The sequence below is a fragment of the Pseudomonas sp. NY15435 genome (assembly GCF_048068295.1).
Taxonomy (GTDB): domain Bacteria; phylum Pseudomonadota; class Gammaproteobacteria; order Pseudomonadales; family Pseudomonadaceae; genus Pseudomonas.
Genome location: NZ_JBLUQA010000002.1, coordinates 301,321 through 317,758 on the forward strand (window position 1 = coordinate 301,321; position 16,438 = coordinate 317,758).

A 16,438-nucleotide genomic window follows, 5' to 3' on the forward strand; every position below is an offset into this window, starting at 1 on the left:
ATCAGCGCCCGGCGCCCTGTGCCGCGCGCACGTCGACGGTTTCCGGGACCATCTTGTGTTCTTTCGGGCCTTCCTGCTTGTCCATCAGGCCGCCGCCCAGGGCGACGACGAGGCCGGCATGGGTAGCCAGGCGCGCGGCGCGCACCTGCTGTTCCACCAACTGCTGCTGGAACAAGCGGGTCTGCGCATTGAGCACATTGAGGTAGTCGGTCAGGCCGCCACGGTATGCCTTGGTGGCGATGTCGTAGGTGCGCTGGGCCGACGCCACGGACTTCTCGGCGAAGCCCTGCTGCAGTTCCATGGAATGCATGCGGATCAGGTGATCGGAAATGCCCTTGAGCGCATTGATCAGCGTCTGGTTGTACTGCGCCACGGCGGCGTCGTAGCCGGCGGATTCCTGGCTCAGTTGCGAGCGACGGCGACCACCGTCGAAGATCGGCAGGGAGATGGCCGGGCCGACGCCGTAGGTAAATTTCTCGGCGTTGAGGAATTCCAGCATGCCGCCGCCGACGGCGCTGTAGCCGATGCTCGCGACCAGGTCGACGTTGGGGTAGAACTCAGCGCGGGCCACGTCCACGCCCTTGGCCTGGGCGGCGACCTTCCAGCGGCTGGCAACCACGTCCGGGCGGTGGCCGAGCAGCTCCATCGGCAGCTTGCTGGGCAAGCCGGGGCCTCCAGCGAGCTTCAGGCTCGGGCGCTGGATCGAGGCGCCGGCGCCAGGGCCTTTGCCAGCGAGAGCGGCGATCTGGTTGCGGGTCAGCTGGATTTCCTCGTCCACCGCTTCGATCTTGCGCTCGGTTTCCGGCAGCGGGACTTCCGCCTGGCTGACTTCGAAATGCGTGCCGATGCCACCATCGAGGCGGCGCTGGGCCAGGGCGAGAATGCCCTGCTGTTGCGCCAGCATGGCCTTGCCGATGTCCAGCTCGGCGTATTGCAGCGACAGCTGGATATAGGCGCGGACGATGTTGCTCTCCAGCTCCAGCTGGGCAACGCGCGCCTCGGCGGCGGTCATCTTGGCGATGTCGACGTAGCGCTCGGTGTTGCTGCGCTCACGCCCCCAGAGGTCGAGCGAATAGTTCAGGCCCAGGGCGGCGTTGTTGTTCCAGGTGGTGGTGTCGGCCAGGTCGCCCGGGCCGTAGAAATAGTCGGTCGGCCAACGGTGGCGGGTCAGCGAGGCATCGCCGCTGATCTGCGGCGACTCGGCGGACTCGGCGACGCCGGCCATGGCCATGGCCATGCGCACCCGCGCCTCGGCCTGTGCCAGAGTCGGGCTGCCGTCCAGCGCGGTCTGCACCCAGGTATTCAACTGCGGATCACCATAGGCGCGCCACCACTGCTCGGCGGGCCAGCCAGCTTCCTGGTTGGCGTGCGCGATGGCGGCGTCGGTGGCCAGCTCGGTGTCGCCCAGGCGCTGTTCCTGCGGGGCGATGCCATTGGTGCTGATACATCCGGCGATTGTTGAAAAAATGACAAAGGAGCCGACGAACGTCAGTCCTTTCACGAGGTGACGCGACACGGTGGAGGTCCTGGAAGTGGTCTAGCTTTTCAGCGTGGGGCTTTTAAGCGTGGAGAGCCGGCAAAGCCAGTTGCGGCGATTGAATTCTAGGGACGGGAAAGGGAACGGATAAGCCGGCTGTTTTGTGATTGTTTATTACCGATAATGAAACAATGTGTGTCGTCATCCATGTGACAATAGGCCGCCCCCGCTCTGCTCCGCGCATTGCCACCCATCAAGGACATGCCGCCGGCGACGACCTATCCCTTCATTGGCGTCGCCACCCGGGACAGATGCCCCACTGACGAGGCCCCAATGGACACACTGCAGACCATGCGTGCGTTCGCCAGCGTCGCGGAAACCGGCAGTTTCACCGCCGCCGCGCAGCAGCTGAACACCACCACCGCCTACGTATCCCGCGCAGTCGCCAATCTGGAGTCGCACCTGCGGACCCGACTGCTCAACCGCACCACCCGGCGTATCGCCCTCACCGAGGCCGGCCAACGCTACCTGCTGCGCTGTGAGCAGATCCTCGCCTACGTCGAGGAAGCCGAAGCCGAGGCCAGCGACGCCCACGCCCGACCCGCCGGCCGCCTGCGCGTGCATTCGATGACCGGCATCGGCCAGCACTACGTGATCCGCGCCATCGCCAACTATCGCCAGCAGCACCCGGACGTGACCTTCGAACTGACCATGGCCAACCGCGTGCCGGATCTGCTCGACGAAGGTTTCGACGTGGCCATCGTGGTCGCCTCGGAACTGCCCGACTCGGGCCTGGTGTCCCAGCGCATCGGCGAGACCTACAGCATCCTCTGCGCCTCGCCGGACTACCTGGCCCGGCGCGGCACGCCGAAGACGCCTACCGAGTTGATGGAGCATGACTGCCTGCGCCTGATCAGCCCGGTGCTGCCGCTGGACAAGTGGCTGTTCGACGGCCCCAACGGCCAGGAAATGATCACCCTTGGCCCCTCGCCCTTCCAGGTGAACGTCGGCGACGCCATGACCGAGGCCATCGGCTCGGGCATGGGCATCAGCGCCCTGCCCGTCTACTCGGCCATCGACGGCCTGCGCGACGGCTCGCTGGTGCGCGTACTGCCGCATTACAAGCTGCAGATTCTCAACGTCTACGCGCTGTACCCGTCGCGCCAATACCTGGACGCGAAGATCAAGACCTGGGTAGCGTATCTGCGAGAAAATCTCCCAGGTGTGCTCCAGGCCGATGGCGCCGGGCTCGCCGATGTGGGACCCTGACCACCCTTTTCGTCGTGTTTCGCGGGCAAGCTCACTGTGTAACTCCCTACCCCGGTGTTCAGTGAGCTTGCCCGCGAACCCACCCTCGTTCCCGCACCCCGCCGCCTCTGTAGGAGCGAGCTTGCTCGCGAACAGACTCCCCGGCAGCCTCGGCGCCAAGCGCTTCGCGAGCAAGCTCGCTCCTACAATGACGGGCCTTGTTCGATAATCGCCCGGCGCACACGCAAGCCTTGCGCCGCTCTAGCCCGGCAATGGTAGGGTTAAGCCCCCTCAGCCTCCCCGCCGCCCGAGAGCCATGAAAAAGAACGTCTTCGTCTTCAGCCGCCTTGCCGCGGAACACCTCGACCGCCTGCGCAGCCAGTTCAACGTCACCGTGCTCGACCCCAAGCAAGGCGACGTCGACGCGCAACTGGCCGCTGCCCTGCCGACCACCCACGGCATGATTGGTGTCGGTCGCCCGCTGGGTGAGAAGCAACTGGCCCAGGCCACGCAGCTGGAAGTCATCTCCAGCGTCTCGGTGGGCTACGACAACTACGATCTGAACTACCTGAACCAGCGCAGTATCCCGCTGACCAACACGCCGGACGTGCTGACCGAAACCACCGCCGACCTCGGCTTCGCGCTGATCATGGCGGCCGCGCGGCGCACCGCCGAGCTGGACGCCTGGACCAAGGCCGGCCAGTGGAAGCGCACCGTGGACGCCCAGCACTTCGGCGTCGACGTGCACGGCAAAAAGCTCGGCATCCTCGGCCTCGGTCGCATCGGCGCGGCCATCGCCCGTCGCGGCCGCTTTGGTTTCAATATGGACGTGCTCTACCACGGCAATAGCCGCAAGCCCGAGCTGGAGCAGGAACTGGGCGCGCGTTTCTGCGGCTTCGAGGAGTTGCTGGGCGAGGCGGATTTCGTCTGCGTGGTGGTGCCGCTGTCGGAGAAGACCCGCAAGCTGATCGGCAAGCGCGAGCTGGAACTGATGAAGCCCAGCGGCATCCTGGTGAACATCGCCCGTGGCCAGGTGATCGACGAAGCCGCGCTGGTGGAAGCGCTGCAGGAGAGGCGCATCCTCGCCGCCGGCCTGGACGTCTACGAGAACGAACCGCTGGCGGAGTCGCCACTGTTCTCGCTGCCCAATGCCGTGACGCTGCCGCACATCGGCTCGGCCACCCACGAAACCCGCCAGGCCATGGCCGAGTGCGCGCTGGACAATTTCGAAGCCGCCCTGCGTGGCGAGCGCCCGAAGAATCTGGTCAATCCGCAGGCCTGGAAGGCCTGATGCGCCCCACGAAGCTGATGGCCCAGCGCTGAAAGCCAGGGTATCCATGTAGGAGCGAGCTTGCTCGCGAACCAACCCCGCCGCGAGGCTGTTCGCGAGCAAGCTCGCTCCTGCAGGGTCACGCCCGTGCTGGCTGCAACACCGGCTTGGGCTTGCGGAACACCAGCACGTTGCCGGCCATCACCAGCCCCAGCCCGGCCAGCGCCGGCAGGCTCCACTGGTAGCCTTCGGCGAAGGCCGACACATTCAGCGCCACCACCGGGAACAGCACGGTGCAATACGCCGCCCGCTCCGGCCCCATGCGCCCGACCAGCGTGAGGTAGGCGGTGAAGCCGATCACCGAGCCAGGAATCGCCAGGTACAGCAGCGACCAGACGTACTGCGGGCTGGCGTCGAAGGTCAGCGGCACGCCCTGTACCAGACAGATCACCAGCAGGACCAGCGAGCCATAGAGCATGCCCCAGGCATTGGTCGACAGAGGCCGCAGCCCGGCCTTCTGCTGCAGGCTCGACAGCAGATTGCCCGCCGAGAAGCACAGCGTGCCAAGCAGCGCCAACCCCAGTCCGTAGAAGGTCTCGCGCGTCGCCTGGTGCCCGGACAGCTCGGGCCAGAACAACAGCGCCAGCCCCGCCAGGCCGAACGCGCCGCCGCCCAGCACATTGGGCGCGATGCGCTGGCCGAAGAATATCCGCGCGTTCAACGCATTCCACAGGGTGGCGGTGGAGAACACCACGGCGACCAGCCCGCTGGGGATCCACTGGCTCGCGGTGTAGAAGCACAGGAAGTTCACGCAGAACAGGCACAACCCCTGGGCCAGGCAGATCGCCTGCCCGCGCCGGCCCAGCGGTTGCAGCCGCCGCGACACCAGCAGCAGGGCAAACAGCACCAGCGCCGCCAGGCTGAACCGGTAGGCAATGGACAACGGAATGGCGACCACGCCGACCTGCAGCTTGATGGCGATCCAGGTGGTGCCCCAGATGAGCACGGTGAGCAGGTAGAGCGAAAGGTTCATGGCGGTCTCCGAAAATCCTACCCAAACAGTCTCCCGCCCTGCCCCGGCACCGGCTTGCAGATTCTTGCGCTTATTGCGACAACCGGGCTGGCAAGGCGCGCCCGCGCGGGTAGAGTGAAGACAACAGAGGAATCTCCATGTCAGCCATTTCGCAGCTCGAAGTCTTCCAGTCGATGAACGCCTCGCCCAACGCCCGCCTGGAGCGCTGTGCGGAGCTGGGCGACGGGCTGTCCGCAGCGATCTGGAGCAACAGCCATGACGCCCGCGACTACCACGCCCCCAGCCATCACACGCTGTCCTGCTACCTGAACGACGGCACCGGCACCTTCCGCCGCGGCGCGCCGGGAACCAAGGGTGCGCCGGACAAGCTCTGTGTGATGCCGGCCGGCGCGGAATCGGCCTGGATCGTCAACGGCGACATCCGCCTGGCGCACCTGTACATCGGCCAGGAACAGTTCGCCCTCGGCTGCATCCGCCTGCTCGATCGCGAGCCGCGCGAACTTCAACTGCACGAACGCACCTTTCTAGACGACCCGCAGCAGGCCGCGCGCTTCCGCCAGTTGGTGAAGCTCGACTGGCACGAGCCGGGCGAACGCATTCGCACCAGCACGTTGGCCCATGACCTGATCGATCATCTGCTGTTGAACCAGGTGGGCTTGCGGGAAGGGCTGAAACTCAAAGGCGGCTTGGCGCCGACCATGCGCAAGCGTGTGGCGGACTACATCGAGCAGCGCCTGGATCAGCCGTTGTCGCTGGGCGAGTTGGCGATGCAGACCGCGCTGTCGGAATACCACTTCGCGCGGATGTTCCGCGAAAGCTTCGGCATGCCGCCACACCAATATGTCCTGGCTCGCCGCGTGGCATTGGCGCAGCGGCTGCTGCGCGATACGCGCCAGCCGCTGAGCCAGGTCGCCCTGGCTTGCGGCTTCTCCAGCGCCAGCCATTTCGCCAACCGCTTCCGCTCAGTGGTGGGCGGGACGCCGGGGGAGTATCGGCAGGCGTTCGAGGAGTAGCGCGCTGAAAAGTGCGTCCGAAACGAGGTCCGATCCTTCGGAAAAAACCGACCTGTAGGAGCGAGCTTGCTCGCGAACCGCCTGGCACCGTGCCCTGCAGGTTCGCGAGCAAGCTCGCTCCTACAGAGTCCTGAAGCGTCAGCCCAGTACGGCCAGCACGCCGCCGATCACCGGCATCGCCGCGGCTGCCGGCAACGCCCAGCGCGGCCGCCAGGCCAGCAGCAGGACCAGCACAGCCCCGGCAATCATCAGCAGACACGCCCAGTAGACGATCCCCAGTTCAACGCCGATGACGTGGATCGAATACGCCAGCGCCAACGCACCATCCACCACCGCGACGATACGCAGCAGCCGCACACGGGACTGCGACGGCGCACTGCCGAACAGATCGCGATGATGGCGGGAAAGAGAAAGGCACGCCGCCGCCAGTGCCAGCAGGTTGAGACCGAATACCAGCAGCATCAGGCGTACTCCTCGCTACGGGCACGACGTGGGCGGACACGCTCGGCACGCTCGCGCCCCAGTCGCCAACCGAGCAAGGCACAGAGCACGCCAATCAGCAGCAGGCCGAAATCGATACCGACCATCATCCAGTCGCCGTTGGCGACATGCGTCGTCACCCGGCCCGGCTCGGGGCCGAACAGGCTCAGCATCGGCAGCAGCAGCGCCAGCGCCGCCAGCGCGGCAAACTGCTCACGAGCCATGGCACGGCTGCCACGACGCAGCAGCGCGTGCGCCAGCGCCAACAGCCAGATCACCACGAAGGCGGTGGCTTCCCAGCGGGTGCGCTGGAGGAGATCGGCCGGCAGCAGGCGCGAAGCCGCGAGCAAGCCAAGGGATGCGATCGGCAAACCGCCACAGACCGCGCCATTGAGCGTCCGCACCAGCGCCAAGCCTCGGTGGCCGCGGGTTTCGCGCTTGCTCACCCATACCTGCAGGCCACCGAAAACCATCACGCAACCCACCAGGCCAAGGACGAAATACATGACCCGCACCAGATCGTTGCCGAACTGCGCCATGTGCAGGCCGGTCAGCCAGGCGTAGGTCTTGTAGCCCGGCTTGTAGGGCTGCTGCACGTGCAGCAGCGCGCCGGTGCCGGAGTCGAAGGACACGGTGCGCTGGTCGTTGACCATGCCCTTGTCCACGGCCTTGCGGATCTGCACCATCGCTGCGGCGTCGTTGGGATGTTCGATGTTGATCCAGCCGACCTGGCTGTCGTCGCCCCACGCCTGGCGGGCCTTGATAATCATGTTGTCGATGGACTTGGGCGGCTTCGCCGGCTTGCCCAATTCCTCGCGGTCGAAGGCGCCCTGCACGTCATGGAAGAAATGCTCCATGTCGTTCTTGTAGGCCACCTTGATGCCAGCGGTCATATAGAAGGTGATGAAGATCGCCAGGCCCGTGTAGGCCATCAGCAGATGGAACGGCAGGCCAATCACGCCCAGCACGTTGTGCGCATCCAGCCAGGCACGCTGCTTGGCCGCCTTGGGGCGCAGGGTGAAGAAGTCCTTGAAGATGCGTCGGTGGACAATCACCCCGCTGACCAGCGCCACCAGCATGAACACGCCGGCGACGCCAACCACGTAGAGGCCGATCATCCCGCCGTGCAGTTCGTAGTGCAGTTCGAGGAAGAAGTTGCCGCCGACGGTCTTGGACAGCACCTCGCCGCTCTGCGCGTCCACCAGGAAGGACTGGAACTCGCTGAAGTCCGCCGGCTCCCAGCCGGCGGTCCAGTACGGCATGCGCTCGCTGGGCGGGTGCATCCAGTAGCCGTGGGCCTTGGGCGCGCGTTCGACGATCAGCTCGCGCACCTGATCGGCGCCGACGTTCACCGCTTCGAGCTTGTGCAGCTGCGGCGTCATCCAGCGGGTGAGTTCCTTGTCGAACACCGCAACCGTGCCGGAGAACAGCACGACAAAGAGAATCCAGCTGACCAGCAACCCACTCCAGGTGTGCAGCCCGGACATCGACTGACGCAGGCTCATGGGCGCACCCCGTAGGCTGTCGGCAGGAAAGCCGCCAGGCCCAGCGCGATACTCAGCGCCGCTGGCGCCCAGACCGCGCGCCAGGGGCTTTTCGCGCCAAATGCGTAGAGGATCGCGGCGACCCAGACGATGAAGCAGGCTAGGCTCGCGAGGGAGACACGGTCCGAGCGCGACATCGGCAGGTACACGCTGAAGAAGGCCGTGGCGGAATAGGCCAGTGCATAACCGACGACCACGGCGCTGAAGATGCGCGCGGCGACGGCGCCGAATCGGGTTCCGCTCATACGTCGGCTCTCGGATGGGTCAGGCGCTGGGAGACGCACATCGGACGGGATCCTGCGAGGCGGCCCAGGCAACTCCCGGGCACGCGATTGAAAAGCGGAATTATATGATATTGGTTCTCAATTAAAAGAACCTGACAGCGCTGTTTGTGAGTATCTGTGTCGAAAATTCGCTGAACGGTGCCGGTCGCAACCAGGCCCAGGGTGCGCAGCAGGCTGTTCATCGTCCCGTCGGCCGCTGCCAGGAGCGGCGAGGCAGCGGCTGTTCGCGGGGGCTGAACAGGTTCGGCCCCACGAGGGAATCTCCCCGTCCACGCGAGGTGTCCGTCCAAGACGCCCTCGTCCAACTGTTCAATTCCCCGCAGCCGTTTCGCTCGGCGCGGGGCCGGTCGTCGTTATCGGCGACTCGACGCCTGCACCATGGCCCGCTCCAGCCCCTCGAAGACGCGGGGCGACAGGCACTGGGCGACGTTGAAGCGCAGGTAGCCGGTGGCGCTCTGGCTCAGGCTGAAGACGTTGCCCGGCGCCAGCACCAGGTTGTCCGCCAGGGCGGCGCGGGACACCTCGGCGGCATCCAGCCCGCCCGGCAGGCAGGCCCAGACAAATACTCCACCGCGCGGCTCCAGCCAGGGCTGGATGTCCAGCGCACGCAGGCGCTGCAGCGTCTCGCCCATGGCATCTGCCAGGCGCCCGCGCAGGCTGTCCAGGTGCCGCCGGTAGCTGCCCTTGCGCAGCAGTTCGTAGAGCATCTCGGCGCTGAAGGGACTGTTGCCGAAGCTGGTGGCCAGCTTCAGGTCCACCAGGCGCTCGCACCACTCCGGCTTGGTGGCGATATAGCCGCAGCGCACCGAGGCCGACAGCGTCTTGGAGAAACTGCCGACCTGGATCACCCGCTCCAATCCGTCGAAGGCCGACAGGCGCGGCGCACTCTCGTGCTCGAAGTCTCCGAAGATGTCGTCTTCGATGATCAGCAGGTCATGGGCCTCGGCCAGCTTCAGCAGGCGGTGGGCGACCAGCGGCGAGAGCACCGCGCCGGTGGGGTTGTGGAAGGCCGAATTGGTGATGTACAGGCGGGGGCGGTGCTGTTCCAGCAGGCTCGCCATGGCGGCGACGTCCGGCCCGGTCGGCGTGTATGGCACGCCCACCACCTGCACGCGGTGCGCGCGCAGCAGCGCCTGGAAATTGAAATAACCCGGATCGTCCACCAGCACGCAATCGCCCGGCTCCAGCAGGAAGCGGCAGACCAGATCGATGGCCTGGGTGCCATTGTCCGTGAGCACCATCTGTTGCGGGCCGACCGGCACACCGTAGTCCGCCAGCCGCCGCGCAAGCTGCTCACGCAAGCCGGAATGGCCGTAGGGCCGCCCGTACTCCAGCAGGCTCGATTGCGGCGCACGGGCGATCTGCCGTAGCGCGCGGCGAAGCTCCTCTTCCGGTAGCCAGGACGGCGGCAGCCAGCCGCAACCGGGCTTGAGCGAGGTGTCCGCAGCCTCCAGGGACTGTCGGGATATCCACAGCGGGTCGATGCTGCGGTCCAACGCCGGACTCACATCCGCCAGGGACAGCGGCGGCGCGTGGCCGCTGACATAGAAGCCGGATCCGCGCCGGGCGGCGATCACGCCGTCGGCGGCCAGGCGGTCGTAGGCTTCCACGACGGTGGTCTTGGATACCTCCAACTGCTCGGCCAACTGGCGAATCGACGGCAGCCGTTCCCCCGGCACCAGGGCTCGCGCAGCCAGACGCTCGCGCACGTGGTGCATCACCGAATCGACCCGCGTGCTCTTTGGTCTGCCCATACCGTCCTCGACGACCCGGGAATAATGTGTACCGGGATAATTTACAGACAGTTTGCGCAAATTGTACCCTTCTGTCACTGGCCGCCCGGCAGCTCCGCGCGCATCCTCCAAGCTCGCTCTCCTGCCGGATGCCCACCATGAACAGCACCCACACCCTCGCCACGAACAGCAACCTCGGCGGCTGGCTCAGTGGCTTCCTCGGCGTACTCATCTTCAGCGGCTCACTACCAGCGACGCGGGTAGCGGTGGCCGACTTCGACCCGACCTTCCTCACCCTCGCCCGCGCCAGTATTGCCGGCCTGCTGGCGGCGACGATCCTCCTCGTACTTCGGCAGAAGCTACCCGCGCGCAAGGACCTGATCCCCCTGCTGGTAGTCGCCGGCGGCGTGGTGGTGGGTTTCCCACTGCTCACCGCGCTGGCGCTCAAGCACGTCAACTCGGCCCACGCCATAGTCTTCGTCGGCCTGCTGCCCCTGGCCACCGCGCTGTTCGGCGTGATCCGCGCCGGCGAACAGCCGCGCCCGGCGTTCTGGATCTGCTCGTTGCTGGGCAGCGCCGTGGTGGCCGGCTTCGCCCTGTCGCAGAGCGGCGCAGGCAACTTCACTGGCGACCTGTTGATGCTGGCGGCCGTGGCGGTCTGCGGCCTGGGCTACGCCGAAGGTGGACGCATCGCCCGCCACCTGGGCAGTTGGCAGGTGATCTGCTGGGTACTGGTGCTGTCCCTGCCGCTGATGCTGCCGCTGGCCTGGTACACCCAGCCGGAGACCTTCACCGGTGCCAGCTGGCCGGCCTGGCTGAGTCTGGGCTACGTGTCGCTGTTCAGCATGCTGATCGGCTTCTTCTTCTGGTACCACGGTCTGGCCACCGGTGGCATCGCCGCGGTGGGCCAGTTGCAGCTGCTGCAGCCGTTCTTCGGCCTGGCCCTGGCCGGCCTGCTGCTGCACGAGCAGATCAGCCCGCTGATGGCCGGCGCCACCGTCGCCGTGGTGCTGTGCGTAGCGGGGGCGAAACGCTTCGCCCGCTGACCGCCGGTTTCCTTCCGCGTCACGCCCGAGAATAATCGCGGTATCATCGGGCGTTTGCGTACTCGGCTGGACTGCCGGAAGGAAACTCGGATGAAGCCACCCGCCGAATCTCCACAGCTCGACGTGGAGCGCGACGAACTCGCGCCCCGTCCACGGCTGACCCTGGGTAGCCACGTACACAGCGGCTTCGACCTGCGCAGCGGGCGCATGCAGAACATCTCCCGGCACCGTGCCGCACTGGCCTTTCTGTACGGCGACATGCCGGTTTCAGGCAGCGTCACCCCGCGCTCGGGCCGTGAGATCCGGGTGTTCCGCGATGACCAGATCGTCCGCGTCAGCCGCGAGCTGGAACTCGAACACGCCTGGCGCGCCGACCTGCGCGACCTCGGTTTCAAGCCGGCAATGCGCCGCAGTGATGCGCTGGAGGACAGCGCCGGGGAAATGTTCGAACTGCCCGACGATTCCGCCTGGCAGCAATTCATGCGCGAAGGCCTGCCGCAGCTGCGCGAACAGGGCTGGGAAATCGATATCCGCCCCGAATTCGTCTTCGACCTCACGCCGGTGGAGAACTGGTACGCCGAGATCGAGGAAACCGACGACCGTCAGTGGTTCGACCTGGAACTGGGCATCGAAGTGGAAGGCCGGCGAATCAGCCTGCTGCCCGCGCTGATCGAACTGATCCGACGGATGCCGGCCCTGCTCGACCCGGTCGCCCTCGCCCGCCATGCCGACGATGAACAACTGGTGTTGCGCCTGGATGCCGGGCGCAATCCGATTCATACCTGGCAGACCGCATCCGACCGCCCGCTGCGCGTCTCGCTGCCGTTCGGCAAGCTGAAGCCGATGCTGGGCACACTGTCGGAGTTCTACATCAGTGAACAGCCGCCGGTGCGCCGTCTGCGCATGGGCGCGCCGGATGCCGCGCGCCTCACCGAGCTGGAAGAACTGCCGCTGACCTGGCAGGGAGGCGAGCAACTGCGCGAGATTGCCCACCGCCTGCGCGACTACCGCGCCCAGCCGGCGCAGATTCCCGCCGGCCTCAACGCCGAGTTGCGCGGCTACCAGCACGAAGGTCTGAGCTGGATGCAGACCCTGCGCGAAGTCGACGCCAGCGGCATCCTCGCCGACGACATGGGCCTGGGCAAGACGCTGCAGTCCCTCGCCCACGTGCTGCTGGAAAAGCAGGCCGGCCGCCTGACCAGCCCGGCGCTGGTGATCATGCCCACCAGCCTGATCCCCAACTGGCTGGACGAGGCCGAGCGCTTCACCCCCGACCTGCGCGTGCTCGCCCTGCACGGCGCCGGGCGGCGCAAGGCGTTTGCGAAGATCGCCGAGCATGACCTGATTCTCACCACCTATGCCCTGCTGCCGCGCGACGCCGAGAAGCTCGCGCAGCACGAGTATCACCTGCTGATCCTCGACGAAGCACAGAACATCAAGAACGCCACCACCAAGGCCGCCCAGGCCGCGCGGCACCTGCGTGCGCGCCATCGGCTGTGCCTGACCGGCACGCCGCTGGAGAATCACCTGGGCGAGCTATGGTCGCTGTTCCACTTCCTGCTACCCGGTTGGCTGGGCGATGCCCGGCAGTTCGCTGTGGACTACCGCACGCCCATCGAGCGCCACGGCGACCAGGGCCGCCTGGCACACCTGGCCGCGCGCATCCGCCCGTTCCTGCTGCGTCGCACCAAGGAACAGGTGGCCTCGGAGCTACCGCCCAAGAGCGAGTTCATCCAGCACATCGAACTGTCCGAGGCGCAGCGCGACCTTTACGAAACCGTGCGCCTGGCGCTGGATCGCAAGGTGCGCGACGAGATCGCCCGCCGTGGCTTGGCGCGTAGCCGCATCATCATCCTCGAGGCGCTGCTCAAGCTGCGCCAGGTCTGCTGCGACATACGCCTGGTGAACAAGGAAGCGCCTCCGCCCACCGGCAAATCCGCACGCGCGGTGACCTCGGGCAAGCTCGTCTACCTGCTCGACATGCTCGAAGAGCTGCTCGCCGAAGGTCGCCGTGTGCTGGTGTTCTCGCAGTTCACCTCGATGCTCGCGCTCATCGGCGAGGCGCTGGCCGAACGCAACCTGGAATACGCACTGCTCACCGGCGACACCCGCGACCGCCGCGCACCGGTGAAGGATTTCCAGGAAGGCCGCGTGCCGCTGTTCCTGATCAGCCTGAAGGCCGGCGGCGTCGGCCTGAACCTGACGGCCGCCGACACCGTGATCCACTACGACCCGTGGTGGAACCCGGCCGCCGAAAACCAGGCCAGCGACCGCGCCTACCGCATCGGCCAGGACAAGCCGGTGTTCGTCTACAAGCTGATCGCGCGTGGCACCGTGGAAGAGAAGATCCAGTTGCTGCAGCGCGACAAGGCCGCGCTGGCAGCCGGTATCCTCGAAGGCTCGGGTACTGATTGGCAGCTGGATGACGCCGATATAGACGCCCTGTTCGCGCCGTTACCCAAGGCCGTCTGATCTCCACCAGAGCGGTTCGCGAGCAAGCTCGCTCCTACAGGCGAGACTGATCTGCTTTTTTGTAGGAGCGAGCTTGCTCGCGAACCGCATCCAATCAGCGCATACCCCAGCCGTGACTGACCAGCACCGACTGCCCAGTAAGCGCGGCCGAAGGGAAGCTGGCAAGGAACAGGACCGTCTGTGCGACGTCCTCCACGGTGGTGAACTCGCCATCCACGGTGCCTCCGAGCATGACCTGCTTCACTACCGCTTCCTCGCTGATGCCCAACTCCTTCGCTTGTTCGGGAATCTGCTTTTCCACCAGCGGCGTACGCACGAAACCCGGACACACGACGTGGGCGCGCACACCGTGCGGCCCGCCCTCCTTCGCCAGCGTACGGGCAAGCCCGAGCAGGCCATGCTTGGCGGTGACATAGGCAGACTTGAGCGGGGAAGCCTCGTGGGAATGCACCGAGCCCATGTAGATCACCACGCCGCCGCGCTTCGCCGGGTACATATGACGCAGCGCCGCGCGGGTGGTGAGGAAGGCACCGTCGAGGTGGATGGCGAGCATCTTCTTCCAGTCGGCAAAGGCGAAATCCTGGATCGGATTGACGATCTGGATGCCCGCGTTGGAGACCAGGATATCGATGCCGCCAAAGGTGGCGACTACGCGGTCGATGCCGGCGTCCACCGCCTGCTCGTCGGTGACATCCATCGCCACCGCCAGGGCCTTTCCACCGGCGTCTTCGATCTCCTCCACTACACGCTGGGCGGCGTCCTGCTGCAGGTCGGCAATGGCCACTGCCGCGCCCGCCTTCGCCAGGGTCAGGGCGATCTGCTTGCCGATACCGCTGGCCGCGCCGGTGACCACCGCGACCTTGCCGTTCAATGCGTCCATCAGAGAGCTCCCGGAGAAGTTGAAACTCTCACTCTAGACGGCTCAGTCGTGGGTCAGCTCGATACTGCCATCGCGTTGCTGCTGATAGATCGTGTAAGGCAGCACCAGCGTATCGGTGGCAGCGGAAAGAACACCATCGAACAGCGGCCAGTAAAGCCCCTGGGGAGCGTCGGGAAGCGGTGGCGAAAGCCCTGCGGTACGCTGATTGCTGCCGCCCGGATCACCATGCAAGGCGCAGAAGTTGTAAGCGACACCACTGTAGATGCGGGGGATCTCGGTGCAGTAGGTCCTGCCCAGTTTCAGATCGCTCACGCTCTCGTGCTTTTCACTGTCCAGCGTCCGAACCGACCCGCACCCGGTAACCCCGGCAGTGACTATCAGCACTGCGAACAGACGACTCAGCATCGTTCATCTCCCGTGAAGTTCGGATTCCGCTCAGTTCCGGCGTAGCTCGATACTGCCGTCCCGGCTCTGCCGATAGAGGGTATAGGGCAAGGCCAAGGTATCGACGACACCGGAGAACGCCATATCCAGCACCGGCAGGATCGGTGGGCCGAAGGTGTGGTTGGCCGGCGTGGCGGGCGGTGTATAGCCGGTGTTGGCCGGGGGCTCGCCGTACAACTGGCAGGCGTCCCAGACCACGCCGCCGTATACCCGCGGGATGGCCCCGCAGTAGCTGCCCTTCAGATTCAGGTCACTGGCATTCGCCACATCGTCACTGCGCAGCGTGTGGTAAGACCCACAACCGCTGAGCAACGCGGCGCCGAGCAGCAGCCCGGTCAGGTGCATATTCATGTCGAAACTCCCTCTCAACGATCCGCGCTACCAGCCCTTGAGCTGGTCCCAGCGCCAGTTGCGGTACTGGTAGATCAGTGTACCCAGCAATCCATAGGCCGCCGCCATGGCGAAAAGGATAAGAATACGGTCGGCCACGGCCGAAAGCGGCAGGTTCATCTGGTTCATCTCCACCACCGCGCGGATCGCCCAGGTCGAGGGGATCGCGTCGGCCAGCAGCTGCACCCACTGCGGCATGGCCTGCGGCGGCCAGGTGAAGCCGGCCATGTAGAACAGCGGCAGGGTGATGAAAGTCATGGTCAGGTACACCGCCTCCTCGGAGGGCAGCACCTCGGCGATGAATTCACTCATGGCGATGACTGCCATCAGGAAAGGCAGCACCAGCCCCATCAACATGAAGAACGAGGCCGTCTGCCGGTAACCCATCATCCACGGCCAGATCACGTAGAAGAGCATCGACAGCACCGTCCAGATCAGCAGCTGCGCGGCATAGCGGCCGAATCGCGTGGAGGTCGGCTGGCGCAGCGAGCGCGGGGTGCCGCCGCGCAGGTTGAGGTTCACCCGTGTGCATGACAGCAGCAGGCTATGTTGCAGGATCAGCGTCACCAGCCCCGGCAGGACGATAGCGGCGAAGCTGGTGCCGGGGTTGAACAGGTCGGTGATCTGGCCGACGGCGGGCTGCAGCAGGACGCTCGCCTGCACCTCGGAGAAGCCGCCGCGCATCAGCCGCTCGCGGTTGTAGCGCAACGTCAGCTCGTTGTAGGTGGCGTTGATGTCCTGCTGGATCTGCCCGTTGGCCATGCGATTGGTGGCGTCGCCGAAGATCGGTACGGTGACCGACTCGCCGCGCAGCACACGCTTCTCGAAGTCCACCGGAATCACCACGATGCCGAACAGCTCGCGCCAGGCGAGATCATGCTGGGCTTCGGGTAGTTGGTCGTAGGCGCGCGTGGCGATCTTCGGTGCGGCGTCCAGCTGGCGCACCAGCTCGCGAGACACTTCGCTGTGGTCCATGTCGATCACCGCCACCGGCAGGTCATCCATGGTGCGGTGGGCGTAGGGCAAGGTGGTGAGCGCCACGGACAGCACCATCATCAACCACAAGGGCTTGCCGAGCATGTTGTTCAGCGACTGGCGGAAGACATTCCAGAAGTTTTCCATGG

Annotated in this window: 15 protein-coding genes; 5 read left to right on the plus strand and 10 right to left on the minus strand. The window is 65.9% G+C overall.

Annotation, left to right across the window (positions count from 1 at the left end):
- Position 1: 1 nt before the first annotated feature.
- Positions 2-1,516, minus strand: a complete 1,515-nt coding sequence (locus ACNFH5_RS05505) for an efflux transporter outer membrane subunit (protein ID WP_416744685.1) — start codon at positions 1,514-1,516, stop codon at positions 2-4.
- Between the two features lie 294 nt (positions 1,517-1,810).
- On the opposite strand from ACNFH5_RS05505, the gene ACNFH5_RS05510 reads away from it, so the two are divergent.
- Both ACNFH5_RS05510 and ACNFH5_RS05515 read left to right on the plus strand, forming a co-directional pair.
- Positions 1,811-2,746 (plus strand): LysR family transcriptional regulator, encoded by a 936-nt coding sequence (locus ACNFH5_RS05510; RefSeq protein WP_416744686.1) that lies wholly within the window; start codon positions 1,811-1,813, stop codon positions 2,744-2,746.
- Between the two features lie 295 nt (positions 2,747-3,041).
- The gene (locus ACNFH5_RS05515; protein WP_416744687.1) at positions 3,042-4,016 is read left to right on the plus strand and encodes a 2-hydroxyacid dehydrogenase; all 975 of its coding nucleotides are present in this window, start codon (positions 3,042-3,044) and stop codon (positions 4,014-4,016) included.
- Between the two features lie 118 nt (positions 4,017-4,134).
- Here ACNFH5_RS05515 and ACNFH5_RS05520 read toward each other — a convergent pair whose 3' ends face one another.
- Positions 4,135-5,028, minus strand: a complete 894-nt coding sequence (locus ACNFH5_RS05520; protein WP_416744688.1) for a DMT family transporter — start codon at positions 5,026-5,028, stop codon at positions 4,135-4,137.
- Positions 5,029-5,165: 137 nt separating this feature from the next.
- Here ACNFH5_RS05520 and ACNFH5_RS05525 point away from each other — a divergent pair, with 137 nt between their 5' ends.
- Positions 5,166-6,041 (plus strand): helix-turn-helix domain-containing protein, encoded by an 876-nt coding sequence (locus ACNFH5_RS05525; protein ID WP_416744689.1) that lies wholly within the window; start codon positions 5,166-5,168, stop codon positions 6,039-6,041.
- 138 nt (positions 6,042-6,179) lie between these two features.
- Here ACNFH5_RS05525 and ACNFH5_RS05530 read toward each other — a convergent pair whose 3' ends face one another.
- The 4 genes from ACNFH5_RS05530 to ACNFH5_RS05545 form a co-directional block, all read right to left on the minus strand.
- Complete coding sequence (locus tag ACNFH5_RS05530) at positions 6,180-6,503, minus strand: DUF3325 domain-containing protein (RefSeq protein WP_416744690.1); 324 nt, start codon at positions 6,501-6,503, stop codon at positions 6,180-6,182.
- Positions 6,503-8,026 (minus strand): PepSY-associated TM helix domain-containing protein, encoded by a 1,524-nt coding sequence (locus tag ACNFH5_RS05535; protein ID WP_416744691.1) that lies wholly within the window; start codon positions 8,024-8,026, stop codon positions 6,503-6,505. Before ACNFH5_RS05535 ends, ACNFH5_RS05530 begins: the two co-directional genes overlap by 1 nt.
- Positions 8,023-8,310: a DUF3649 domain-containing protein gene (locus ACNFH5_RS05540; RefSeq protein ID WP_416744692.1), complete on the minus strand. Its 288-nt coding sequence runs from the start codon at positions 8,308-8,310 to the stop codon at positions 8,023-8,025. Before ACNFH5_RS05540 ends, ACNFH5_RS05535 begins: the two co-directional genes overlap by 4 nt.
- Before the next feature lie 392 nt (positions 8,311-8,702).
- Positions 8,703-10,103 (minus strand): PLP-dependent aminotransferase family protein, encoded by a 1,401-nt coding sequence (locus ACNFH5_RS05545; RefSeq protein WP_416744693.1) that lies wholly within the window; start codon positions 10,101-10,103, stop codon positions 8,703-8,705.
- A 137-nt stretch (positions 10,104-10,240) separates the two neighbouring features.
- Between ACNFH5_RS05545 and ACNFH5_RS05550 the strand changes: the two genes are divergently transcribed.
- Together ACNFH5_RS05550 and ACNFH5_RS05555 are read left to right on the plus strand one after the other, a co-directional pair.
- Complete coding sequence (locus ACNFH5_RS05550; protein ID WP_416744694.1) at positions 10,241-11,128, plus strand: DMT family transporter; 888 nt, start codon at positions 10,241-10,243, stop codon at positions 11,126-11,128.
- 441 nt (positions 11,129-11,569) lie between these two features.
- Positions 11,570-13,600 (plus strand): DEAD/DEAH box helicase, encoded by a 2,031-nt coding sequence (locus tag ACNFH5_RS05555; protein ID WP_416744955.1) that lies wholly within the window; start codon positions 11,570-11,572, stop codon positions 13,598-13,600.
- A 94-nt stretch (positions 13,601-13,694) separates the two neighbouring features.
- Here the strand turns inward: ACNFH5_RS05555 and ACNFH5_RS05560 are convergent, their stop codons facing one another.
- Genes ACNFH5_RS05560 through ACNFH5_RS05575 form a run of 4 tightly spaced genes read right to left on the minus strand, consistent with a single transcriptional unit; the run spans position 13,695 to position 16,436 of the window.
- Positions 13,695-14,480: a 3-hydroxybutyrate dehydrogenase gene (locus ACNFH5_RS05560; protein ID WP_416744695.1), complete on the minus strand. Its 786-nt coding sequence runs from the start codon at positions 14,478-14,480 to the stop codon at positions 13,695-13,697.
- Positions 14,481-14,522: 42 nt separating this feature from the next.
- Positions 14,523-14,885, minus strand: a complete 363-nt coding sequence (locus tag ACNFH5_RS05565) for a YceK/YidQ family lipoprotein (protein WP_416744696.1) — start codon at positions 14,883-14,885, stop codon at positions 14,523-14,525.
- 30 nt (positions 14,886-14,915) lie between these two features.
- Positions 14,916-15,275 carry a YceK/YidQ family lipoprotein gene (locus ACNFH5_RS05570; protein WP_416744697.1) on the minus strand — a complete coding sequence of 120 codons (360 nt, stop codon included), beginning with the start codon at positions 15,273-15,275 and terminating at the stop codon, positions 14,916-14,918.
- A 27-nt stretch (positions 15,276-15,302) separates the two neighbouring features.
- Positions 15,303-16,436 carry an ABC transporter permease gene (locus ACNFH5_RS05575; RefSeq protein ID WP_416744698.1) on the minus strand — a complete coding sequence of 378 codons (1,134 nt, stop codon included), beginning with the start codon at positions 16,434-16,436 and terminating at the stop codon, positions 15,303-15,305.
- Positions 16,437-16,438 lie beyond the last annotated feature (2 nt).